26 protein-coding genes and 1 pseudogene are annotated in these 23,604 nt (G+C 38.7%); 10 read left to right on the top strand and 17 right to left on the bottom strand.

Annotated features, from left to right (window positions below; genetic code table 11):
* The first annotated feature begins 2 nt into the window (after positions 1-2).
* Positions 3-317, top strand: a complete 315-nt coding sequence (locus ASF86_RS12320; protein ID WP_056482513.1) for a putative quinol monooxygenase — start codon at positions 3-5, stop codon at positions 315-317.
* A gap of 45 nt (positions 318-362) precedes the next feature.
* Here ASF86_RS12320 and ASF86_RS12315 read toward each other — a convergent pair whose 3' ends face one another.
* Positions 363-731: a hypothetical protein gene (locus ASF86_RS12315; RefSeq protein WP_004639658.1), complete on the bottom strand. Its 369-nt coding sequence runs from the start codon at positions 729-731 to the stop codon at positions 363-365.
* 187 nt (positions 732-918) lie between these two features.
* Between ASF86_RS12315 and ASF86_RS12310 the strand changes: the two genes are divergently transcribed.
* Positions 919-1,707, top strand: coding sequence for a hypothetical protein (locus ASF86_RS12310; RefSeq protein ID WP_056482510.1), 789 nt, complete (start codon positions 919-921; stop codon positions 1,705-1,707).
* Positions 1,708-1,771: 64 nt separating this feature from the next.
* Here ASF86_RS12310 and ASF86_RS12305 read toward each other — a convergent pair whose 3' ends face one another.
* A complete protein-coding gene (locus tag ASF86_RS12305; RefSeq protein WP_004639662.1) occupies positions 1,772-3,181 on the bottom strand; it encodes an FAD-binding oxidoreductase in 1,410 nt (469 codons plus the stop codon).
* Between the two features lie 364 nt (positions 3,182-3,545).
* Here ASF86_RS12305 and serA point away from each other — a divergent pair, with 364 nt between their 5' ends.
* The 3 genes from serA (at position 3,546) to ASF86_RS12290 (ending at position 6,717) form a co-directional block, all read left to right on the top strand.
* On the top strand, positions 3,546-4,778 hold the full coding sequence (gene serA, locus ASF86_RS12300) for a phosphoglycerate dehydrogenase (RefSeq protein WP_056482508.1): 1,233 nt from the start codon (positions 3,546-3,548) through the stop codon (positions 4,776-4,778).
* 98 nt (positions 4,779-4,876) lie between these two features.
* On the top strand, positions 4,877-5,761 hold the full coding sequence (locus tag ASF86_RS12295; RefSeq protein ID WP_056482505.1) for an EamA family transporter: 885 nt from the start codon (positions 4,877-4,879) through the stop codon (positions 5,759-5,761).
* Positions 5,762-5,853: 92 nt separating this feature from the next.
* Positions 5,854-6,717 carry an EamA family transporter gene (locus tag ASF86_RS12290; RefSeq protein ID WP_056482502.1) on the top strand — a complete coding sequence of 288 codons (864 nt, stop codon included), beginning with the start codon at positions 5,854-5,856 and terminating at the stop codon, positions 6,715-6,717.
* 7 nt (positions 6,718-6,724) lie between these two features.
* Here ASF86_RS12290 and ASF86_RS12285 read toward each other — a convergent pair whose 3' ends face one another.
* The 3 genes from ASF86_RS12285 to truB form a co-directional block, all read right to left on the bottom strand.
* Positions 6,725-7,168, bottom strand: a complete 444-nt coding sequence (locus ASF86_RS12285; RefSeq protein WP_003653765.1) for a hemerythrin domain-containing protein — start codon at positions 7,166-7,168, stop codon at positions 6,725-6,727.
* A gap of 213 nt (positions 7,169-7,381) precedes the next feature.
* Positions 7,382-8,158, bottom strand: a complete 777-nt coding sequence (locus tag ASF86_RS12280) for a sulfite exporter TauE/SafE family protein (RefSeq protein ID WP_005301047.1) — start codon at positions 8,156-8,158, stop codon at positions 7,382-7,384.
* 19 nt (positions 8,159-8,177) lie between these two features.
* A complete protein-coding gene (gene truB / locus ASF86_RS12275) occupies positions 8,178-9,083 on the bottom strand; it encodes a tRNA pseudouridine(55) synthase TruB (protein WP_056482499.1) in 906 nt (301 codons plus the stop codon).
* Between the two features lie 153 nt (positions 9,084-9,236).
* Between truB and ASF86_RS12270 the strand changes: the two genes are divergently transcribed.
* Complete coding sequence (locus ASF86_RS12270; RefSeq protein ID WP_056482496.1) at positions 9,237-10,268, top strand: lipase secretion chaperone; 1,032 nt, start codon at positions 9,237-9,239, stop codon at positions 10,266-10,268.
* Positions 10,269-10,385: 117 nt separating this feature from the next.
* On the top strand, positions 10,386-11,327 hold the full coding sequence (locus ASF86_RS12265; RefSeq protein WP_080547739.1) for a lipase family alpha/beta hydrolase: 942 nt from the start codon (positions 10,386-10,388) through the stop codon (positions 11,325-11,327).
* A gap of 53 nt (positions 11,328-11,380) precedes the next feature.
* Here ASF86_RS12265 and rplS read toward each other — a convergent pair whose 3' ends face one another.
* The 12 genes from rplS to ispH all read right to left on the bottom strand — a co-directional run bounded on the left by rplS (position 11,381) and on the right by ispH (position 22,316).
* A complete protein-coding gene (gene rplS, locus ASF86_RS12260) occupies positions 11,381-11,749 on the bottom strand; it encodes a 50S ribosomal protein L19 (protein ID WP_003653770.1) in 369 nt (122 codons plus the stop codon).
* Positions 11,750-11,968: 219 nt separating this feature from the next.
* Entirely contained in the window at positions 11,969-12,724 is a 756-nt protein-coding gene (trmD, locus tag ASF86_RS12255) for a tRNA (guanosine(37)-N1)-methyltransferase TrmD (RefSeq protein WP_056482493.1), read from the bottom strand.
* A gap of 42 nt (positions 12,725-12,766) precedes the next feature.
* Positions 12,767-13,315: a ribosome maturation factor RimM gene (gene rimM / locus ASF86_RS12250; protein WP_003653772.1), complete on the bottom strand. Its 549-nt coding sequence runs from the start codon at positions 13,313-13,315 to the stop codon at positions 12,767-12,769.
* Positions 13,316-13,336: 21 nt separating this feature from the next.
* The gene (gene rpsP, locus ASF86_RS12245; protein ID WP_000260334.1) at positions 13,337-13,588 is read right to left on the bottom strand and encodes a 30S ribosomal protein S16; all 252 of its coding nucleotides are present in this window, start codon (positions 13,586-13,588) and stop codon (positions 13,337-13,339) included.
* Positions 13,589-13,735: 147 nt separating this feature from the next.
* The gene (locus ASF86_RS12240; RefSeq protein ID WP_056482490.1) at positions 13,736-14,200 is read right to left on the bottom strand and encodes a type IV pilin protein; all 465 of its coding nucleotides are present in this window, start codon (positions 14,198-14,200) and stop codon (positions 13,736-13,738) included.
* Positions 14,194-14,673: a type IV pilin protein gene (locus tag ASF86_RS12235; RefSeq protein WP_056482487.1), complete on the bottom strand. Its 480-nt coding sequence runs from the start codon at positions 14,671-14,673 to the stop codon at positions 14,194-14,196. The genes ASF86_RS12240 and ASF86_RS12235 overlap by 7 nt, the downstream gene beginning before the upstream one ends.
* 12 nt (positions 14,674-14,685) lie before the next feature.
* Entirely contained in the window at positions 14,686-18,405 is a 3,720-nt protein-coding gene (locus ASF86_RS12230; protein ID WP_227508798.1) for a PilC/PilY family type IV pilus protein, read from the bottom strand.
* Between the two features lie 71 nt (positions 18,406-18,476).
* Complete coding sequence (locus ASF86_RS12225; RefSeq protein ID WP_056482481.1) at positions 18,477-19,241, bottom strand: PilX N-terminal domain-containing pilus assembly protein; 765 nt, start codon at positions 19,239-19,241, stop codon at positions 18,477-18,479.
* Positions 19,242-19,243: 2 nt separating this feature from the next.
* A complete protein-coding gene (locus ASF86_RS12220) occupies positions 19,244-20,218 on the bottom strand; it encodes a PilW family protein (protein ID WP_056482478.1) in 975 nt (324 codons plus the stop codon).
* A complete protein-coding gene (gene pilV / locus ASF86_RS12215; protein WP_056482475.1) occupies positions 20,218-20,721 on the bottom strand; it encodes a type IV pilus modification protein PilV in 504 nt (167 codons plus the stop codon). Before pilV ends, ASF86_RS12220 begins: the two co-directional genes overlap by 1 nt.
* Complete coding sequence (locus tag ASF86_RS12210; protein WP_056482472.1) at positions 20,721-21,194, bottom strand: Tfp pilus assembly protein FimT/FimU; 474 nt, start codon at positions 21,192-21,194, stop codon at positions 20,721-20,723. Before ASF86_RS12210 ends, pilV begins: the two co-directional genes overlap by 1 nt.
* 171 nt (positions 21,195-21,365) lie before the next feature.
* Positions 21,366-22,316, bottom strand: a complete 951-nt coding sequence (gene ispH / locus ASF86_RS12205) for a 4-hydroxy-3-methylbut-2-enyl diphosphate reductase (RefSeq protein WP_003653781.1) — start codon at positions 22,314-22,316, stop codon at positions 21,366-21,368.
* 122 nt (positions 22,317-22,438) lie between these two features.
* Here ispH and gmk point away from each other — a divergent pair, with 122 nt between their 5' ends.
* From gmk to ASF86_RS19670, 3 genes and pseudogenes are all read left to right on the top strand, one after another.
* Positions 22,439-23,068 carry a guanylate kinase gene (gene gmk / locus ASF86_RS12200; protein WP_003653783.1) on the top strand — a complete coding sequence of 210 codons (630 nt, stop codon included), beginning with the start codon at positions 22,439-22,441 and terminating at the stop codon, positions 23,066-23,068.
* A gap of 72 nt (positions 23,069-23,140) precedes the next feature.
* Positions 23,141-23,419, top strand: a complete 279-nt coding sequence (gene rpoZ, locus ASF86_RS12195) for a DNA-directed RNA polymerase subunit omega (RefSeq protein ID WP_002116990.1) — start codon at positions 23,141-23,143, stop codon at positions 23,417-23,419.
* An 80-nt stretch (positions 23,420-23,499) separates the two neighbouring features.
* Positions 23,500-23,589, top strand: a pseudogene (locus ASF86_RS19670) (hypothetical protein); the annotation flags it as partial.
* Between the last annotated feature and the right edge of the window lie 15 nt (positions 23,590-23,604).

Below are 23,604 nucleotides of genomic sequence, written 5' to 3'. Positions count from 1 at the left end.
CCATGCTTACTATTATTGCGGAAATTCATACTAAATCGGGTGGACAGCATCGCCAAAATGTATTGGATGCCTTTCAAAAAATCATTCCAACTGTTTTAGCAGAAGATGGTTGCCATGGCTATGAGCCTTTGATTGACCACATATCAAATGCCAGTTTCCAAACCAAAGAGCCCGATACGATTGTGATGTTAGAAAAATGGGCAAGCGTTGCCCATCTTGAAGCACATTTGGCTACATCTCATATGCAAGCCCATCATGCAGCAGTTAAAGATGATGTAATTGATGTCAAAATTAAAATTTTAGAAAGTGGCGTATAATTTAGCCCATAAAAAAAGACGATATATTTATCGTCTTTTTTATTTTTAAGAACAAAGCTGTGTCTGGAAACCCCTAGAGCCTTTCCCTCTCGCACATTGATAGCTCTTTTGCTTATTTTGCAATTGCCACTTTTCATCAACCAATTTAAATGCATACTCTGTTCGGATTGCAGAGACTGAGTCGTCCATTAAACCTGTTTGAATGACAGTAATACGAGAAACAGTTGGTGATTCCACACGGTTAAACACTTGCTGAACTGAGGTATTATTGTGCTCTTTTACAATCTCAGGTTGAGATTTAAGTACTTGTTGCATTGGGGTTTCTGAACCCACAAAAGGTATGAATTTACTGGTTGTCGCACACCCAGTGAAAAGTCCAGCACAGAGAGCTGAAATTAAAAATAAACGTTGCATTTTTATCACCAAAAACAGAAGCCATAGCTTTATGATGCTATGCCTTTGTCGGTTACTCTGTAGAAACTATGTAGTTCTAAAGATGCCTAATCACTTAAAGATCAAATAATTTATCCTGTTCACCCAACCTTAGCGATTATGATTTGATAAGATTAATTTCTATTCCATCCAACAAATAGGATCATCCATGCAACTGACTTATGCAGGGCAAGTTTTCTTGGTAGTCGTTGCAATTTTAATGGTTTGGTCATTTGTGCTTACCAAGTTTTGGGTCAAGCGTTTAGCAAAAAATCGTAAAAGTAGTAAGTTTGAATTTGTATATTTATTTGCAGTTGTTTTTAGTATTAGCGCTTTATTTTTCCCTTTTACTTATTGGGTTTCGCAAGCAATATACGGTTTAGCAACCAAGCCAAGTTACGATGCAACTGTAGTGAACTATACCTCTGAGTGGGTCGATACTGAACGTACAGATTCCAATGGGCGTAAATATAAAACTCAAACTCTCATGTACACCGCTCAGGTTCAGTTCAAAGATGATCAAAACAGAACTCTAACTTTAGATAATTCAGTCCGCTCTGGCGATATGCCGGTAGTGGGAGAACATATTACTGTTGTTTATGAAACTGGTGATCGCACCGCGCAAGAAAAGAGCTGGCGAGCAATTCTATTGTTTGCAGCCGCCTCATTTATGCTGTTTATTTTAGGTTATGTATTGCTCATGATTATTGCCTATAGCCTCAATCGGAACATGGAACCTTATAAAACCTTTGCTAGTACTTTAATTTTTAGAGTGACGCTTCCGTTAGCTACAACGGCGATGTTTGCAATGTTGTCTTATTCTATTTTTGCCTATTTCTTTTTAGGTAATCCGCGTAATTTACCTGTGTGGGCCATTGGACTTTGTAGCTTCTTTGCTGTTTGTCTTTTACCGCTGATTTATCATATTTTGACGGGTTGGAAAGCTTATAAAAAATGATAGATTAAAAAAAAGCGCATCTTTCGATACGCTTTTCACAAAGATTCTTTTATTTAATCAAGTATTAAAGATCAAATAATTTACCCGGATTCATTAAACCATTCGGGTCAAATACTTTCTTCAACGCTTTCATATATTCAATTTCTTCAGCTGAACGAGAATATTCCAAATACGGTTTTTTCGTCATGCCTACGCCATGCTCGGCAGAGATTGAACCATCGTATTTTTTAACGGTATCGAACACATATTTATTCACAACCTGACATTTCGCAAAGAACTCATCTTTGGTTAAGTTTTCAGGTTTTAAAATATTTAAGTGCAAGTTACCGTCACCAATATGACCGAACCAGCAAATTTCAAAATCAGGATAGTTCTCTTGAACAATTGCATCAATTTCACGAATAAATGCAGGTACGTGAGTAATTAATACTGAAATATCATTTTTATATGGAGTGAACGGTGCGATTGATTCAGAAATATCTTCGCGTAAACGCCACAAGCTTTCTACTTGGTCAAGGCTCTGGCTCATTACACCATCAAGTACCCAACCCTGCTCCATACAATGCTCGAAAATTTCCATTGCTTTATCGAGAATCGGCTCATATGGTGCTTCAAACTCAAGCAATACATAGAACGGGCATTGAGTTTCAAATGGGCGTTGTACATGTCCATGATCTAAAACTTTTTGCATTGCAAGTTCACCAAAGAACTCAAATGCAGTTAAGTCGATATCTTTTTGGAAAGCATGTAAGACAGGCATTACTGCATCAAAATCAGGAACACCTAAAACTAAAACTTGTAAGTTTTGCGGTTGACGCTCAAGTTTAATTTCTGCTTCAGTCACTAAACCTAATGTACCTTCACCACCAATAAATAAGTGCTGTAATGCATAACCAGTCGCATTTTTAACCATGCCTTTGTTTAAACGTAAAATATCACCTTTACCAGTGACAACGGTTAAACCAAGCACCCAATTACGTGTCATGCCGTATTTAATGACTTTAATACCACCAGCATTGGTTCCGATATTACCGCCAATCTGGCTAGAACCCGCTGACGCAAAGTCAACCGGATAATACATACCTTGTTCTTCAGCATAATTTTGCAATTGTTCAGTCACAACACCAGCTTGTACTCGAACCATACGATCTGCTGGGAAGAACTCAAGAATCTGGTTCATTTTGTCCATGCTAATGACAATTTCACCATTCGTTGCTACAGCACCAGCAGAGAGACCAGTACGGCCACCTGAAGGTGTAATTGCGATATTAAACTGGTTCGCAAGCTTCACAACAGCTTGAACTTGCTCAGTGGTCGATGGAAAAACGATGACCGATGGGTTCGGATTAAAATGCTTAGTATGATCTTTACCCCAGTTTTCGAGACTATCAGCATCGGTTTTAATACGGTTTTCACCGACGATTGCCGTTAATTGGGTAAGTAACTCAGGTGTTAAAGCGACTGGAGCATTCATCGTTTGCAGACCTAGCAAGAAGTAAACTGTGGTGGGACTATGGCGTAATATTTCTCAGAGTTTTCACCTGAGCAAAGCCATAAGCTATATTCTACATGTAACCGCACAAGCGATAAAGTTCAGAATAGAGATACTGTCACTACAAAACATGTTTAACCTTCATAAATGACTTATGAACTGTCAAAGCATCAATATTTTTAAGTTCAAATGACAAGCACATTTTAAAACTGTCAACAAGCCATAAACAGAAGTGATTAGATATAGATAAAATTGCCATAAGATGATGGCGTAAACGAAATATCTATAGCACCGCCCATTATGTTATGATAGCGCCACCAAATTTGGCCTTTGTAGCGGAGCCGTAATGAGCCAACATCTTTCACTACCTAAAGATAAAATCCGTTTCCTTTTGTTAGAAGGCGTTCACCAAAACGCAGTCGATACTTTAAACGCTGCGGGTTACACCAATATTGACTATCGTAAAACTGCTCTTGAAGGCGAAGCGCTAAAAGAAGCTGTTAAAGATGCTCACTTTATTGGTATTCGTTCGCGTACCCAATTGACTGAAGAAATTTTCGAAGCTGCAAATAAATTGATCGCAGTGGGCTGTTTCTGTATCGGAACAAACCAAGTTGATCTTAAAGCAGCAATGGCACGTGGTATTCCTGTATTTAACGCACCGTATTCAAATACGCGTTCGGTTGCAGAACTTGTACTTGCTCAAACGATTCTTCTTCTTCGCCGTGTTCCTGAAAAGTCAGCGGCTTGTCATCGTGGTGGTTGGGATAAGTCTGCTGTCGGTTCTTTCGAAACTCGTGGCAAAACTTTAGGTATTGTAGGTTACGGTTCCATCGGTTCTCAGCTTTCTGTTCTTGCTGAAAGCTTAGGTATGCATGTGATTTATTACGATGCAGTGACTAAATTACCAATGGGTAATGCTCGCCAAGTTGGTTCGTTAGACGAACTCTTAGCGACTGCTGATGTAGTTACATTACATGTGCCTGATGTTCCATCTACACGTAACTTCTTCACTAAAGCACAATTTGCAAAAATGAAAGAAGGTGCAATCTTCCTAAATGCTGCACGTGGTACATGTGTAGTGATTGAAGATTTAGCAGATGCAATCAAGTCTGGCCATATTGCTGGTGCAGCGGTTGACGTATTCCCTAAAGAGCCAAAAGCAAATGGTGAAGAGTTTGTTTCTCCACTTCGTGGCTTAGACAATGTGATTTTAACTCCTCACGTTGGCGGTTCAACCATGGAAGCGCAAGCAAACATCGGTTTAGAAGTTGCAGAGAAATTTGTTGCTTACTCTGACAAGGGTATGACGCTTTCTGCGGTGAACTTCCCAGAAATCGCGTTACCACTTACTGCTGGCCAACACCGTTTATTGCACATCCACAAAAACGTACCGGGCGTATTGTCTAAAATCAACAACTTGTTTGCTGAGCAAGGCATCAACATTTCTGGTCAATCACTCATGACTAAAGGTGACATCGGTTACCTCGTAATGGACGTTGACGCTTCTGCTTCTCAAGAAGCTTTAGATATGTTGCATGAAGTTGAAGGTACAATTCGCGTGCGCGTATTGTTCTAATACGAACTGTAAATTTAAAAGCCACAGCATTGTCTGTGGCTTTTTTATGGACATTTACATTATCATGTGAAAAGTATACCAATCGATCAAATAATAAAATGTCCAGTTCGAACCAGAAATCTCAGCTACATGCTTTGGGCTTTCTCATTCTCGCTATGCTAAGCGTACAAAGCAGCGCATCTTTAGCTAAAATTCTGTTCCAGAACTTTCCTGTGCTCACTGTCTCCGCAATGCGCCTATGTTTAGGTGCAATAATTCTTGCCTTTATTTTCCAAATTTGGCGAATTAATTTTAGTCAGGTTCGTTGGAAAGCGATCTTGGCTTATGGATTTGCTCTTGCCGGAATGAATGCGCTTTTTTATCTGTCAATTGAACGCTTACCCATTGGTATTGCAGTGGCTTTTGAATTTATTGGCCCCTTAAGTGTAGCCTTATATCACGCACGCCAGAAATATGATTTTGTCTGGGTCAGTTTCGCAATTATTGGTCTCATTTTACTTTTCCCTTTCAATCAGGCTCATAGTCTGGATTGGATCGGAGTATTATTTGCGGTTAGTGCGGGTGCATGTTGGGCGCTTTATATTATTGCAGGTCAAAAACCTTCTGGCATTTCAGGTAACCACACTGTGTGTTTAGGAATGACTGTAGGCGCATGTGTATTACTACCGATTACTTTTTTTTCAGGGTCAATGAGCCAAGTTATAGAGCTCCCCTATCTTTTTTATTTTATTGGCTTAGCAATTTTAGCCAGTGCCTTACCATTCTCTTTAGAAATGCTAGCACTACGTAATTTAACGCCGTTAAGTTTTGGAACATTGATGAGCCTAGAACCCGCAGTTGCTGCACTTTCTGGTTTTATCTTTCTAGGTGAATATTTGTTATGGAATCAATGGCTGGCACTCGCAACAATTATTGCAGCTTCCGTCGGTTGTACCATAACCACCCAAAAAGCACGTCAGGAACGTGAAAAAACAGTCAGTTAAATCGACTCAACCTGCGAGTTGGAACATGGTATTCGCTATAATTGAACATTGTTATTTTAAATAATATTAGATGAGGCCCTCGGGTATTTTCCATGCAGAATCTTCCCATTATTGCTGTGCTCTATATGATTCTGTCGATGGTCTCATATCAAATCAGTGCTTCATTTGCTAAGCAGCTCATTGCAATATTAGACCCTCTGACCGTTACAATTTTAAGGCTGAGCTTTGCAACGGTTATTGTCGCTATCATGTTCCGCTCATGGAAAATCTGGTCGCGCTTACCCTATTTAAAATGGCGTGATTTATTGATGTACTGCGCATCTTTAGGTCTCATGAATATTTTATTTTATACGTCGCTTGGAAAATTACCTCAAGGCATCGCAGTTGGCTTAGAGTTTATTGGACCATTAGGTCTTGCTCTACTCTCTATTAAACAAAAGAGTGACTACATTTGGGTCGCACTTGCCATGTTAGGTATTGCACTGATGGTACCTTGGCAAGACCCAACGCAACACCACTTTTCCTATATAGGTGCTGCATGTGCGCTAGGTGCTGGATTTTGCTGGGCCTTCTATATTTATTTTGGTCAGAAAGTTGTGACCCAGAATATCGGTATGCATGCTTTAACCATTGGAATTGGATTATCTGCATTGACCTTACTACCCCTTGGCATCTGGCATAATGCCCCCGCATTACTTGAGACGCAGTACTGGGGTAAAGCATTACTTATTGCTATTTTAGCGACCGCTATTCCATACGCTCTTGATTTAATGGCACTCAAACAACTTAATAAATTAACTTACGGTACCCTCACGAGTTTAGCACCCGCATTGGCAGCATTAACGGGTTTCTTATTACTTCATGAAGAAATCAGCATGCTGCAATGGGTGGCTTTAGCTTGTGTAATGCTAGCGTCGATTGGGGTTACTTTAAGAAGTACTAAAAAAGTAGCATAGTTAAATACTATTGCTGCTTTTTATACTTTTTATATTCCTTTAAATATTTATTACCAAGCGTTTCTTTTTCACTGTCTTTAAGAATTTTTCCCGCCTGTTGAAAAAATTTATGCTCTTCTTCTTTTAAATGATGATGGACTTTTTCACTCAACTGTTTGGCGGTCGCTAACCAGCTTGGGCTACTCATATCCGTTTTTTCGAGCTGTTCGACCAATTCATCCATTTCATGGTGCTCAGATAAAGCATGTCTCGTAATATCTAAACCGACATCATCAAACATTAAAGGGATATATAAATAACGGTCTTCGGCAACAGAATGAGCATAAAGTTCGTTTTTTAATGCATCAAATAATTCTTTTCTTTCTTCGGTTAAACCATGTGTCTGAACTAATTGTTCAGAAAGGTTTCGTTGATTTTCATGGCTTTCTCTTAATGCTTCGAAAATATTCATTTTCTTCCTCATTTTTTAGCTAAAAAATCTTTTTTATTTCAAGGCTTATCATACGTTGAAATTTATAATGTTTAAGTAGCTTAAAATGAGACTATTTTTTACACAGTTTTCTTTCTAGTAAACTTCTGTAATTATTTTTATATTTATGATTTTAAATGCCTACACAAAAAGTATGAACTTCGCCTCCTGATCAGTTCATACTTTTCGAAATATTTAGCCTGTTACAAACATTTGATAGCCCAAACGGCAAATCAGGATACTCACCAAAATTAAAAAGATAATACGAACAAATCCACTACCGTATTTAAGCGCGGTACGTACCCCAACAACAGAACCAAGCACGTTTGCAACAGCCATCATTAAACCAATATGCAAAATCGCGTGACCTGTCGGAATGAGGAAACTCAAGGCAGCTAAGTTCGTCATAAAGTTACCGATTTTTGACAAAGCTGAAGCATGCAAGAAATCAACTTGTAAAAAACGGATAAAGAAGAAAATAAAGAAACTACCTGTACCCGGTCCAAAAATACCGTCATAAAAACCAATCGCTAAACTACCTATAGCGGCTAAAATCAGCATTTTATTGGTAATTTTTTGCTCAGTATGAACCTGTCCGAAGTTCTTTTTAACTAGCGTATAAACGGCAATCACAATCAACATCACGAACACGAAAGGACGTAATACCGATTGAGGAATAAGCGATAGACAAGCTGCTCCAGCAAAAGAGCTAATCAGAGCACAAATGGCAATAACTGCTAAAAGCTTCCATTGCAATTTTACTTTTTTAGCAAATGTATAAGCTGCCGATGCCGTACCAAAAATGGATGAGACTTTATTGGTACCAATCACCGTAGCAGTCGACATGTTAGGAAAAGTGCTCATGATCCCGGGAATCTGGATGAGTCCACCGCCCCCAACAGCAGCATCAATTGCTCCCGCAGTAAACGCAAAAAAGATCAAACTCAGGATAACATCCCATTCCATACCCATGCTCTATACTCTACATCTACTACAAATTTAAGATACGTTTAGGTACCAACCGTTTTTTATCGGTAATCTCGGCTAAACCTAGACAGCGCTCTTCCGAAAAAACTAAAACTTCTGCTTCTGCAGAATGCTCAATATTGCTTTCTAAACCGTTGCAAAAATATTTTTCACGCCCTTCTGGAACCTGAATTTTTAAGAAATGGTCAACTGGAGCATAAACTGGAAGTAACAAAGCTTCTCTTTGCTCTTCTGTCAGACTTTCCAGATATTCAATGGTATAACTCGGAATAAGCTCAAAATGTCCTGTTTGAGTCCGGTTCAGCATCGTTAAATGCCCACCACAACCAAGTGCTTCGCCAATATCTTCACCTAATACACGAATGTATGTTCCTTTAGAACAAGTTACATCCAGAGTGATACTATTTTCGGTAAATTCAATGAGTTCTAAAGCATAAATCGTGATTGGACGTGCTTCACGCTCAATCTCGATACCTTTTCTAGCAAGCTCATATAACGGTCTGCCTTCTTTTTTCAAAGCAGAGTACATTGGCGGAACTTGCTGAATATCACCTCTAAATTTTTCTAGGGTTTGTTCAATAAGCTCTCGGCTCAGAACAGGAACAGGGCGTTCTTGTAAAATCTCCCCTTCCACATCACCTGTCGTTGTGGTTTGTCCCAATCGAACAGTGGTTTGGTAGCGCTTTGTTGAGTCCAGCAAATAATGTGAGAACTTGGTAGCCTCTCCTAAACAAATAGGAAGCAACCCTGTCGCCAAAGGATCTAAAGCTCCTGTATGACCTGCTTTTTGGGCGCGATATAACCAACGCACTTTTTGCAAAGCCGCATTTGAGCTGAGCCCTAATGGTTTATTTAATAGAAATACACCACTGATATGGCGACGAGAAATTTTTTGATTTTTTGTCGTCATTTTTACTGGAACACAAAGCTAGAAAAAAGTGCCGACATGTTAGCAAATTCGGCAAGATATTTTCACAATATTTAGGTGCCTTTTCACTTATTTTATGGCACATTAATAATCGAGTAAAAAAACAACAAATTAAAACTTAAGGAAGATATCTTTATGCAAGGGATGCAGAAGAAGGTATTGTGGTGTGTGCTCGGATTTTTTATTTTGGGCCTCATTGCATGTGTATATTGGTTAAGTCCTGACTCAAAAAACACATCAGCTCAGATGAGTGAAAGTAAAGCTCAAAACTTAGCATCATCTCCTCATACAGATCATTCATCGCTAAACGAAGATGCGTACCATAGTAAAAGTCAGCAAGACACAGAAGTTAACTGCCAATTAAAAATTGATAGTTCCCAACATTTAGTCGTGAATAGTCAAACCCGTGACTGCTTTGAATATTTTATTACCCAATATGGGGAAAATGATTTAGAACAAATCAAAATTCACTTTGGGAAATTTATTCAAGGACAATATCTAGAGCCAGCTCGCTCACAGATTATGGATTTATGGACGCGTTATTTAAAATATCGTGAACAGCTTGCTCAAATCCAAGCACCTTCAGCAAAACAACAAGATAAAAATTATTTTCAAAAGATTTTTAACTCGATCCAAGATATAAGAAAACGCTTTTTTTCGGCCTCTGAAATTGAAGGGCTTTTTTCGAGCGAAGATATCTATCAGAACTACACACTAGATCGAATGCAGATACTTGAGGACTCTTCTTTAAGCGAAATTGAAAAAGCACGAAAGCTTAAAGAGCGTTTTGAAGAACTTCCAGAAGACTGGCAACACAACCTACAAGAACTCTCCAAACTTGATGATTTACATACACTGACCAAACAAATTAAAGCACGCAATGGTTCAACAGAAGAACTTCGGCAGATGCGTACAGCACTTGTTGGAGCTGAGGCGACTCAAAGATTAGAAACTTTAGATACACAGCGTAATGCTTGGCAACAAAGGGTCACCAGTTACCTGGATAGTCGAGATGAAATTATTAAAAGTAACATGAGTGATAGCGCCAAAAACCAAGCGATTCAGCAGTTACGTCAACAACAATTCAATTCATCACAAGAACAACTAAGACTTCGAACTTTTGAAACGGTCCATGATCAGGGAGGTGAACTGCCATTTAATTACTAAGCCTTTCCTTTTTTGGGAACTGGCTAAACATTCACTAGCAGTAAGAAGCTGCTTTTCATACAAAATAAAAATAGTGAGTAAAAAATGAAAAGGAAGTTAATGTTTTTCTGCGCTGCAATGCTCTCAGGACTGAGTATTTCAGCGGCCCATGCAACAAATGCTGAACAAGTTAAAAGCTCGTTCGTATATTCATCTTACGCTCAAACAAAATACCCAATGGTTTTTAATCACGGTATGGCAGGCTTTAGCCGAGTTGGAACAGATACGCTTGGTCTCGATTATTGGTACCAAATTCTTCCTGATCTTGCCCGTAATGGAGGAAATGTCTGGGCAACAAGAGTCTCACCATTTAACTCAACAGAAGTGCGTGGAGAACAACTTGCACAGCAAGTAGAAGAAATTATTGCCATTACCGGTAAACCCAAAGTCAATTTAATCGGTCATAGCCACGGGGGGCCAACAATTCGCTATGTGGCTGGTATCATGCCAGAAAAAGTGGCATCACTCACAACGATTGGCGCACCTCATAAGGGATCACCAATGGCAGATGTCATCCTGAATGTTGAGGGTACTCCTCTTGCAGGCGTGGCAACTTTAGTAAACTGGTTTTCAGCAGCAATTACTTGGGCAGGAGGTCTAGATCCGACAAGCTATCCGCACGACTCTTTAGCAGGTGCTCATAGCTTATCAACTAAAGGTTCAGCTCAGTTTAATGCTCAATTTCCTATGGGTATGCCAACTACTTCTTGCGGTGAGGGGGCATATCAAGACAAAGGCATTTATATGTATTCTTTCTCAGGAAATAAAGCCTTAACAAATCCATTAGATCCATTTGATATTGCCCTTACAGGCAGTAGTCTAGTAGTCGATCCGTTTGGTGATAATGATGGGCTTGTTTCCCGATGCAGCGCCAAATTTGGTAAAACCATTCGTGATGATTACAACTGGAATCATTTAGATGAAGTGAATCAAGTGCTTGGGATACGTTCTATTTTTGCTTCAGATCCTGTCTCGGTTTATCGCCAACACGCAAACCGTTTAAAACTTCAAGGACTATAATTTTCAAACAAAAAAAATGCGCCAAAAGGCGCATTTTTTTACTCGGTATAAGCTTACGCTTTACGAGCTGGTAATTTTTCACGAATACGTGCAGCTTTACCAGACAAGTCACGGAGGTAGTAAAGTTTAGCACGACGAACGTCACCACGACGTTTCACTTCGATTTTAGCAACGATTGGAGAGTGAGTTTGGAATACACGCTCAACACCAACACCGCTAGAAATTTTACGAACTGTAAATGCAGAGTTTAAACCACGGTTTTTCTTCGCGATTACAACACCTTCAAATGCCTGAAGACGCTCACGCTCACCTTCTTTTACTTTAACTTGGACAATAACAGTGTCACCTGGAGCAAAAGCAGGGATATCAGTTTTTAACTGTGCATTTTCAATAATTTGAACTAAAGGATGTTTACCACTCATTGTGGGAATCTCCAATATGTGCGGAGTCAGAAGAGGTCTGAGGTTCCGCTGGGGATAGAGGCTAAAACGCATATCAACCCGTTTATCTTTCCCTTTATGACAATATGTCTATAAAGAGCCTTAGAATATACATAAAACTATTCATTAAATAGAATCATGCTTTAACTCGAAGCATTGCTTCTCGTATTTTTGCAGAACTTTCGTTCCTGAGAATAGCGGTTAAGAATTACCACCACTCCCTTGCGCATCTTTTAGCCATTTTTTCTGCTGCTTATTCAACTCTACTTTTTCAGCCAACTCTGGTCGACGTTCTAAAGTTCGTTGATACCGTTGCAAAAAGCGCCATTTTTCGATATTGCCATGATGTCCAGATTTTAAAACTTCTGGCACATCCAGCCCCTCAAAATGGTCTGGCTTTGTATATTGTGGACAATCTAAAAGACCATCAACAAAAGAATCTTGTACTGCTGACTGTTCATCTGACATTACATTCGGCAAACGGCGAATAATACTGTCAAGTAACACCATAGCAGGCAGTTCACCACCAGATAAAACATAATCACCAATTGACCATTCCTGATCAACATATTGCTGGATCAAACGTTCATCTACGCCTTCATAACGTCCACACAGTACAATCAAGCCGTCGTAATCAACAAACTGCTGCACTGCCTGTTCATTTAAGGTTTTGCCTTGTGGAGACATATACACTACAGGAACATGAACATATCCTGCTTGTGAGGCAAGCTGTTTAGCATGGTTAATTGCTTTCGCCAAAGGCTCAGCCATCATCACCATTCCAGGGCCACCACCAAATGGACGTTCATCCACTCTTCTGTAGTTTCCCTCAGCAAAATCACGTGGATTAATACAAGTGACTTGTACAATATCCCGTTTTGCCGCACGTCCGCTGATGCCATAGGCTGTAATCGCTTCAAACATTTCAGGAAAAAGCGTAATGACTGCAAAAAACATCACAGACTCCTCTATTTTCCTGCTGTATTAATCCTAAAAGGATTAATAATCTACGCCCCAATTGACGTAAATACGACCAGCTTCAAGATCAACACGTTGTACTACATCTTTATGCCAAGGAATCATGCGTTCTTCTGAATCAATGCTGTCTGGGGTAGCATGCACCACCATCACATCATTGGCTCCAGTTTCAAACAACTCATGAATTTTACCTAAGTTTACTTCCTGTTCTTCATCATCCAGACCTAACACTGTTAAGCCTTTTAAATCTGACCAGTAGTACTCATCTACATCTGCTTTTGGCAGTTGAGACTTAGCAACCCAGATATTAGCGCCAACCAAGTTTTCTGCTCCAGTGCGATCACTCACACCTTTCAAAGCAACAACTAGACCTTTGCCATGTGGTTTCCAACGTTTTACATCTATTGTTTGCCAACCGGCCTTGGTCTCAATGTACCAAGGCAGGTAGTCAAACATATTGCTCATGGGTTCTGTATTTGAATACACCCAGAGCCACCCATTCAATCCATAAGCTGAACGTAACTGTCCAATCTGAATACGATCTTCGGGAACATTCTGTGTTGATGTCATGGGTTACCTACTACAAAAAAATTATGCAGTAGCTTTTTTAGCTTGAGCAGCTAAAGAAGCAACACGTTCAGAAGGTTGAGCACCTTGAGAAACCCAGTGAGCAAAACGGTCTGCATCTAAACGAAGTTTTTCTGCTTGACCTTGTGCAGTCGGGTTAAAGAAACCGATACGCTCGATGAAACGACCATCACGTGCATTGCGGCTATCAGTCACAACGATTTGATAGAATGGACGTTTTTTTGCGCCGCCACGTGCTAAACGAATAACAACCATGATAAAAGCCTTATAATTCTTACGGATTATCCCTGCGCCGACCATCGGCAACACTTCAAACCCCTTTCATAGAGGGCAACATTCTACGTGATTTTTGCCCTGAAAGAAAGATTAAATTTTGAGTTATCCGCAGTTTTGAATTTAGAATTATTTACCATCCCAATTCGAAGTTGTAGAAGGGACACAAGCCGTACCACTGTTAATATCGGTTCCCTTTGTCCAACAACGCTCACCACGATAATTTAAAACGATATCCCCATCGCCAGTCTGTGAAGTATTTACAATTGGTGTCGCAGTCAATACCCATGTTTCCGCATTTAAAGCTCCTGCCGTCACTGGAGTCAAATTGACTGTATAAAGAGGTAAGCCTTGTATGGGATAAGATGTTGCGATACCCAAATCTGAAGCCGTCGCTCCAATAACTTTTAAATTAGCTACCTTATAACGCTGAATCTGCATAACAAGCTGTTGCAACGTAGTTTGCATATCCACACGCTTGGTATGACGAACATGTTCTTTATATGAGGGATAAGCTATCGCCGCTAAAATCGCAATAATTGCCACAACAATCATTAACTCAATTAAGTTAAAACCTCTGATTTTATTTACCATGGCTTACCTCCAGTGCCACAAGTTGTGTAAGTAACATTGCTAGTGGTTTTATTCTTACAACGTACCCCGCTACTATTAAATAAAAAAGTAAAATTATTAGGATCGGAAGCCTCTGCTCGGATAACCCAGTTTTGTCCTAAAGCTGTGGTATCTGTTAAGGTTTTGGACGTATCATCACCATCTCTTACCGTTATTGTATATTTAACAGCACTGCCAGTCGCACCAACAGGTAAAATTACAGGTGCAGTAGCGCCTACAGAAAAACCTTTATAATTAAAATTTCTAGATTTATGGCGATTGAGCTGTATGGAAGTTTGCTGGATTTCCTGTTCTGCGTGCGAAGCATCAGCACGCAGAACATAGGCTCGATATGAAGGGAGTGCTATTGCTGCCAGAATAGCTACACCCGCCACTACTACCATTAGCTCAATTAATGTAAACCCTTTGGAATATGACGTTTTTATTTGTTTCATGCCATCTTCCTACTAGTTTTTCTCATACCAACGCTGCGGAATTAAAGATAACTTTGTACCATATCGTTTATCCTTAATCAGGTTGCCCTGTATATTCGAAGTATCAACATTTGCAACAATAAGACGAGTAGATCCCGCTGTATCTGCTGCACCAATAGAAGCTGATGTAATACCGGCCCCCAGACTTAAACGACTAGTAGTTGTTGTGCCACTTGCACACTGGCCATAAGGCATACAGAATAAATTTACAAAGCTTTCCCCCTTTACTCCCGCACCACAATCACCAGCCAATCCCGACTTACTTGCATCAAAAGTACTGATGAACAGATCGTTATTAATAACCAATGGCACGCTCATTATCTTTTCGCTTTGCTGTTTATTTGACTTAAACCGATAAAACCATCCATTGCTACTATAAGGTGCCACTAAAATCTTATTCGAAAAACGGTTTGTATCGGTGATTTCGGCTAAGGGATTTGCAGCTGTTGTATTTTTAGCCTCTGTATTTAATGTAATACTTGTATATAAATCACGACGAGCAACGTCTTTATCATAAATATTATAAATTGCATCGTAATCATATAAGGAACCAACCGTATACTCTGCCAAAGGTTTACTTCTATTACCGCTACCCAAGGTAATTACTGCAAATGGAGTACGCTCATAGTCATAAATTGAAAAAGCTGGTTCTTCATAAAAGCGGGGACTATATTGTCCATTATGTAAATTTAACAGTCGAACTACACGTGTCGCAAAACCACCTATAGTAGTAGAATTATTATTTAAATCTATGCGAAAAGCTTGCCCACCTAGGTCCCCAAAATAAAGATTATCCACTAAGCCATCAGCATCACGATCGATTGCTTTAATTTCACTAACAACGCTATATTGAAGATTACTATTCTTTGTCGCAACCAAACCTGAAGTTGTTGTAGTTGCACTTGATGCAGTGGCATTATCACTCGCCCACCAAAGCAAATCGCCATTTTCAGCATCAAACATATATACACCCGCGCCCGTTTTGTTTGTCTGACTATAGCTGTCACTTTCATAACCAACGTCATATCCTCCACCGACAAACATAACCAGCTTACGTACTCCACCCCATTTTACCCAAGCAATTGTTGGCTTAGACCAACTTTGTCCCATGTACTGTAGAGCCGAAACTGTCTTTGAACTACCATTGGCATATATTTTTTGATTAAGAGGGTCAATATGAAATTTCAGTTTTGGATTATTGATATCTGCTAAATCAAGCGCGTAATAACTATTTCCTCCCATACGTAAACCACCATATACGTATTGTTTTCCGTTTAGGTTATTTTTACCAGTTCCCACTGTTAAGTTACCACTGCTATCCGCTACGTACTCTGTATAAGCACTCCAAGGACCATCTACGCCATAGAACAGATTCTGCATTCCCCCATTCGTTGAATCAAATTTTGCAAAAGCTTTATATTGATTATCAACCATTTCATTTGGAACAAAAGCAAACTTTTCTTTACCAGTTGAAGCATCAACTACATGTAATAAACCTTGTGTTGTACCAAAGACAATATAATCCTCTCTATTTTTTGAACCTAAGGTATTATTGCTATATGTAATTTCACCTTTGTTTGTAATTAATATAGGTGATGAATGCATTACAGCTCCAACTTGACGAAGTTCGGATGCTGTAGACAGTAATGTTGCATTAATAGTTTCTGGCTTAGTTGCATCAACTGCATAGCCAAGTAAATTCATTAAATAACCACGCTGAGGATCTTCCTTGTAACTATCCTCAGTTAAGTAACTTAAATTTATTTGCTTTAATGCAGTTGCTGAACTTTCATTTATTATTAATGTAGTCCCTGTTCCACTTATACTTCTGTTAGTTAATAACTTACGATTGGCTGTATCTGTATTTGTTGCAGATGTACGTAATACTAACTGTGATTTAACTCCCCCCATCCATGCAAACTTCTGGCTTCCATAAGTTGTCTCATCTGCATCTTTCACATCATTTTGTACATCAGGTGCCCACAAATCATTATTTGCCAGCAATTTACCCTGACTATCAACGATTAAAGTATTATTTTTATCTGTCAGACGGCCACTATTATTTACATTATATTTTTTAAGGTTTCCAGCCCACAGTTGATAATTCTTATCAGGAGTGGGTTGAAATTGAGGATAATAGGCATAATTTTGAATAGCAGTTGGATTCAACTCATCTTGGGGTATAGTAGGTGTCCCAGTAGTCACCGCAGGAATGTCTGTACTCAAATTATCAATAAAATCATTTACGCTATTTACAATATCCTGAGAACTTGATCCTGAATACCACCCTCCCTCTCCAACAATTCCCCAGTAAGCAGCTTTTTTTACATTGGTATCAATAGTACCGAGATTAGCAATATTCTGTGCTTGCGTAAGCGTTTTATTATAAGAAGGAGCATCATTAAATTCCGAACCAAACCCAACAACAGCAGTTCTTATTTTTAAACCTAAAGGGTTTGCAGTTGCATCAAGTAACTTTAAAGCGAACTTATGAATGCAATCCCAACCATCATCAGTATTTGTACAGCTAAAACTACTTCCTTTATCTGACAAAGCAGTTTGCATCAAATTTTGAGAACCCAAATTCTTGTTTGGTACACCATCTGTTAGGACATAAATACCCTGTCCACTACACTGCTTAATACTATCGCTTTGAATTAAAGAATCTGGTGTTTTATAAAATAAAAGATCTGGTTTTTTACTTTCCCCAACAGACAATGGAAAACCACTATAGGGATGCGGACCATAATAATAATATCCACTATACCCCCCTAAAGTCCCACTGCTTCCCTTTGTATAACCAGATGGCAGTGACCCACTATTCCAGTTACTCCAAGTCCCGATACATGCACCATTTGCATCCCAATTATCACATACAGCATAAGAGCCATAGTTATTCTGGAAATATACCTGCAAGTTTGCACTATACGTTGATGTTCCCATTAAGTAAGAAGCAGCCTCTGCATAAGAACGTGCTGTAGGTGTATAAGTTTGTGCTGGCAGCCCTGAAACTGCTGAAAGTAGTAATGCCCGTTGAGTAGAGCCTCCTACTAAATCCCCTAATGGTCTTGCTGGTACAAGAACTCGCCCCATATTATAAGACTCATTATTATATACAACCCCTAAAGTCGATAACCCAATTACTTTATCATCTGATAAAGCATCGATACCTTTAGTGGTATTGCCTTTTAATAAATCAAATACCCCATCTTTCACACGGGTAATACGATCATAATATCTCACGACATCTGAACTGTAACTATACGTATATCCACTATAAGGCCCCTCAGTTCCTGTGGTAGCAGGAGGTAGGCCTGTCATGGTTTTTCCTAAATAAGCTCCGGAACAATCTTGATATTTAGTTGGTTTATTAGTGCATTCCTCATAATAATAAACTTTATTCCTACCTGTACCTTTACTATAACTTCTATATAAATAAACCTTATTACTTCCAGTTGCTTCACAATACGCCCGTGTATAAGGTACTGTTGATGTTATTGCTTCAGTGCCTGAAGTAATATAACTTGCCCCACTTGGTAGATCACATGCTGTTTGACCTTTCATACTCCCCGAAATATCCAGCATTAGCATTAAGGTAATTTTCCCAGATCTAGCTTGTTGATAAATATCAATATCACTAGCATGTACTACACTAGAACAGATGAGTGTTGTTAAAAGGGATGTTCCCGTCATTACTCCCAATTTACTACCATTCTGAAAGATAGAATCTCTGTCTTTTTTATAATTTTTCATGCTTTCCCCAATTAAGTAAAACCTTGTGCAATCGTGTATTCAGCTACTTGCGTTGTATATGGAACATTTAGTCTGTGTAAACAAGCTGAAACACTTTCCGTCGCTCCTGTAGCAGGTGTTAATACATCAGATGGCTGTATAACTTGATTCATTTTGCTCGAAAGGCATTGATCTATATCTGCCTTGGATGCAGTCGACAAAGATGGAATAAAAGATGTAGCAAAAACAACAACTTTTTCCGTATCCTCCATTTTGACATTTTTAGTATCTGTGCCACGTAAACTATGCTGAAATGGATCACTTACAGTAGATGCAAACTTTACTGCTACCTGTGTCATTACGACACTACGACCACTCGTAAAATAATTTTTTGTACTATCACTAGAATTAGATTTACAGTAGCCATCGGTTCCTAAAGCACTTCCCGTTGGAGCAGATGCTCCAGCTATCCATTGCATAATGCTGGCATTTGCTAGACTAAAAAACTGGCTTTGATCACCTCTGTAGCAAAACACTAATTCTTTATCTTTATTGGCATCACCACGGATATAACCAAACATTCCATCACGGGCTAAATTACGCAGTAAATTACTACCATCTTCCACATTAAATAGGGCAGCATCCGAGTTTTGAACAAGCAACTGCTGTGCTTGACTATTTGTGACAATATTTAATGACATCAAACTTTGACGGATAGCTAATGTGCCAATTATCGTAATTACAAGCAATAAAACCAACACAACGATTAAAGTTGCACCTATTTGATTTTTTTTCATTTTTATCGGCTTCCAAAACCATTTCTCAAGGCAATTGTCTGGGAAATAACTTGCCTAATATATTTCGGGCTATTGGACTGTGGAGTCTTAACCGTTACTGTACGATCAAGCACATTAAATGTTTGGTTATCCTTAATAGCGGCATCTGGTCCCACAGACTGCACAGAACGCGTCAGTATTCCCAATTGAACTGATAAAATACGAGGTCTCGGTGAGGCATAATTCGTTAAATAATCATGAGAACTAATATAACGATACTGTCCATTCCCAACATCAATACCTAATAGAACCCTAAAATAATCAACGCGTTTCATAATGATCTGCCCAGCATCTCCAAAACCCGTAATTTCTGTAGGCGAACCTGATTTTGGATAATGACCAGAGTCACAAGCTAACGACAATGCCTTATTAGGTTCACTTGTTAATGCTCTTGTATCAACTCTTAAAAAATATCGCTCTACAATATAATTATTTGTTGTATTAATTGACTGCCCTTCACAATCAAAACCACCTATTTCAGTAGGAGCATACTGAATAACTAACTGATCACTGGTAAAATCATTAACATTTGATGCGCCCGCCCATGCAGGGGCAGTGCCTACACTATCTCCATCGCTTTGAGTTAGTAAGGTTAAAGGAACTTTTGCTTCTAAAATAGAATTGGGTAAATTAGCAATTTTAGTATTGGCATTTAATGTATCAACAAAGGCATTCGCTGTAGAAGTAAGTACAACTCCACCATATGTTGTTTGATCATTCATAAATGCCCGACCAGCATCTAGATTAGCTAGTCTGATATCTTTAACTATGTAGTTCAAACCAAAATTAGCATTATCCTGTAAATCCGTCGCACCGTGCTGTAACGTTAAACTTTTTTGTCCAGTAAAAAATAATAAAATTGCTGCGGCAGTAATAATCAAGCCTAAGGTTAAGGACAGCATTAACTCAATTAAAGTAAAACCATATTGGTTTTTCATTAATAAACCTCCATGATTAAACAAGTTGATGCCGTGTTATAACTTGTGCCATTAGTACAATCTGTTACACCATCACCATCTGTCGCACTGGTATCCGCCCAGGCAACATAAATACAATTACGCCCATTATTATTACCTTTGCACGTCATCATATTTATAGTCATACCTAAGGCATCTGCATTTTTTGCAACCTGAGAAACATCAAAATCTGCTAACTCAGTTGAAGTACAATTACTTGTTGAACAATTTTTTTGAGATATTTTTTGATTTTCAGCTGTGCTAATTTCTGTTTTATATTTATTTAAGGCTGAACGGTTTACCCTTATTCTTTCCGCTAAATCACGTGCAATATTAATCCCCTGTGCACGATATGTAGCCTCCGAAGTAGCTTCTATTGCCCGATATTGCAAGGCCACATACCCCAAAACACCTATAGCGAGTAAAAGTAAGGCAACTAATATCTCCAGCAACCCCATACCTTTTTGATTTTTATAATTTAGCATTAGCAAGTTTCCTTTGGATTCATAAAGATGGAACCCAATTTTGATAAAACAAAACTTTTCTTAACGTGTAATTGAGAATTGCACATAGAAATAAGCAAATCTTGTGAAATATTAGAAACCGTTCCATTTGCTATAAATATGATGTTTGATGTAGATAGTGATGTTGCAGTTCCATCTGCTGCTAAAAGTTTTAGCTCAAAACTATTATCTTCGTCTGCAATCCAGTTAAAAGTTGTTAAAGTATTAGCAGCATTGGAGTTTAAATTTACAGAAACATTTGCATGACTTATTACAGCCTGACTTTTCGCATCAGATAACGTGTTGATTAAGTTTCTTTGATTAGTATCAAACTTTATACTTTCTAATAAATTTGACATAGACGGCGCAGCCATCATCGCAATGATGGTCATTACTGTAATCGTCACCATAAGCTCAACCAAGGTGAACCCTTCTTGCGGAATAATTCCCCTCATCCCCAGAAACCCCAAATAAACTTAAAAATTTTTATTTATTATTTAAATTTTACTTTTTATATTTACAAAACAAATACAAAGCAGATAAAGGGTATAAAAAAACAGATAATCGTCACATCAACAATTATCTGTTTTACTATTTTAAAATCAGTATGTTAAATAAGTCACACTTTATGCTTGAGTCACGTGAATGCGTAATTCTTTAGGAAGACTAAAGGTTATGTTCTCTTCACGTCCATCTAATTCTTTAGGTGCTTGCGCGCCCCAGTCTTGTAAACGTTGAATCACTTGCTTAATTAGAATTTCCGGCGCTGACGCACCCGCTGTCACACCAATTTTGCAAGTATCATTGAACCATGACTGTTCTAACTGATCAGCATTATCTACAAGGTAAGCTGCTTTGCCCATACGCTCTGCAAGCTCGCGTAAACGATTTGAATTTGATGAGTTAGGTGAACCCACGACCAATACCACATCACACTGTTCGGCCAAGTCACGTACAGCATCTTGTCTGTTTTGAGTTGCGTAGCAAATATCGTCTTTACGTGGCCCTTGAATATGAGGAAATTTTGCACGTAAAGCATCAATAACTTTAGCTGTATCATCAATAGATAAAGTTGTTTGAGTTACAAATGCAAGTTTTTCAGGATGTCTTACTGCAAGCGCTGCAACATCAGCTTCATCTTCAACCAGATAAATGTCACCACCTTTCAATTTGTCATATTGGCCCATTGTTCCTTCAACTTCAGGGTGTCCTTCATGACCAATTAAAATTGCTTCAGTACCTTCACGCGCATATTTAGTCACTTCAATATGAACTTTGGTAACCAAAGGGCAAGTCGCATCAAATACTTTTAAGCCTCGGCGCTCCGCTTCTTGCTGAACAGCTTTTGAAACACCGTGCGCACTAAAAATTACAATTGAGTCATCCGGAACCTGATCTAGTTCATCAACAAAAACTGCCCCTCTTTGACGTAAGTCATCTACCACAAATTTATTGTGTACAACTTCATGACGTACATAAATAGGAGGATTAAAACATTCTAAAGCCCGATTGACGATTGCTATGGCTCGATCAACACCGGCACAAAAACCACGCGGATTAGCTAACACAATTTCCATAACAGCCTCAAAATTAATAAAACAGGGGAATTTCTCTTGAATATTTGCAATTAAAACTATTCAGTTTAAACGCACGGTACACTACAATAGCGAAGATATTTTATCATATCAGGAAAAATATCATGTCGGGTCTATTGTTTGTCGTTTCTGCTGCATCAGGAACAGGCAAAACATCTTTGGTGAAAGCCCTGCTTGACCGTGTAAGCAATTTACATGTTTCAGTCTCGCATACTACCCGAGGTCAACGTCCTGGTGAGTTAGATGGTGTTCACTATCACTTCACTACAAAAGATGACTTTCTAGACCAAGTAAACCATGAAGGCTTTATCGAATACGCTGAAGTATTTGGTAATTACTATGGCACTTCTCAAGCTACTGTAAAACAACAGTTAGCTCAAGGGCACGATGTTCTACTTGAAATTGATTGGCAAGGTGCAGAGCAAGTACGCAAACTTTTTCCTGAATCCAAGCAAATATTTATTTTACCGCCAACACAGTTTGACTTACGTCAGCGTTTATCTAATCGCGGTACTGACTCAGTTGACGTCATTGAACATCGTTTAAGCTGTGCAGTTGAAGATATGCAGCATTATACGAACTTTGATTACATCATTATTAATGATGATTTTAATAAAGCCTTACATGAGCTTGAAGCTGTGATTACAGCAAACCGTTTAGTGTTATCTCAGCAAGCAAAACGTCATCAAACATTAATTCAAGACTTGATTACTCCTCAACCAAAACAGGAATAACTTGAGTCTGGATCGAAAGCCTTTTATACTGTTTAGTCTGTTCAAATTCACCATTCCAAAACGAGAACTTTTATGGCACGCGTCACCGTTGAAGATTGTTTAGATCATGTAGACAACCGTTTTGAGCTTGTGCTCGTTGCAAGTAAACGTGCTCGTCAATTGGCACGTCAAGGCATGGAGCCAACTGTAGAATGGGATAACGACAAACCGACTGTAGTTTCTTTGCGCGAAATCGCGGCAGGACACGTTACGAAAGAAATTCTTAAACAACGTGAACAAGATTATCAAACTTCTAGTCTTGATCTTGCTCTTTCTACAAACAGCTTGAATTTAGAAGGTTTTTCTTTCTAATTAATTCTGTTTCATAAAAAAACCATCGTTTTTCTGCGGTGGTTTTTTATTTGGCTTTGTCTTGAATTTAAAGATATTGAAAAAAGCAATTATTTTCATTGAAAAAAAAATACACTTTTTCAAATGAAAAAATTGACAAGTTCCGCAATATGCTTTTCATTAAGAAGTAGATAGATTTAGTTTCT

Origin of the sequence: Acinetobacter sp. Leaf130, assembly GCF_001423205.1 — a bacterium.
Lineage (GTDB): Bacteria > Pseudomonadota > Gammaproteobacteria > Pseudomonadales > Moraxellaceae > Acinetobacter > Acinetobacter calcoaceticus.
This window is presented reverse-complemented; position numbering and strand designations above follow the sequence as displayed.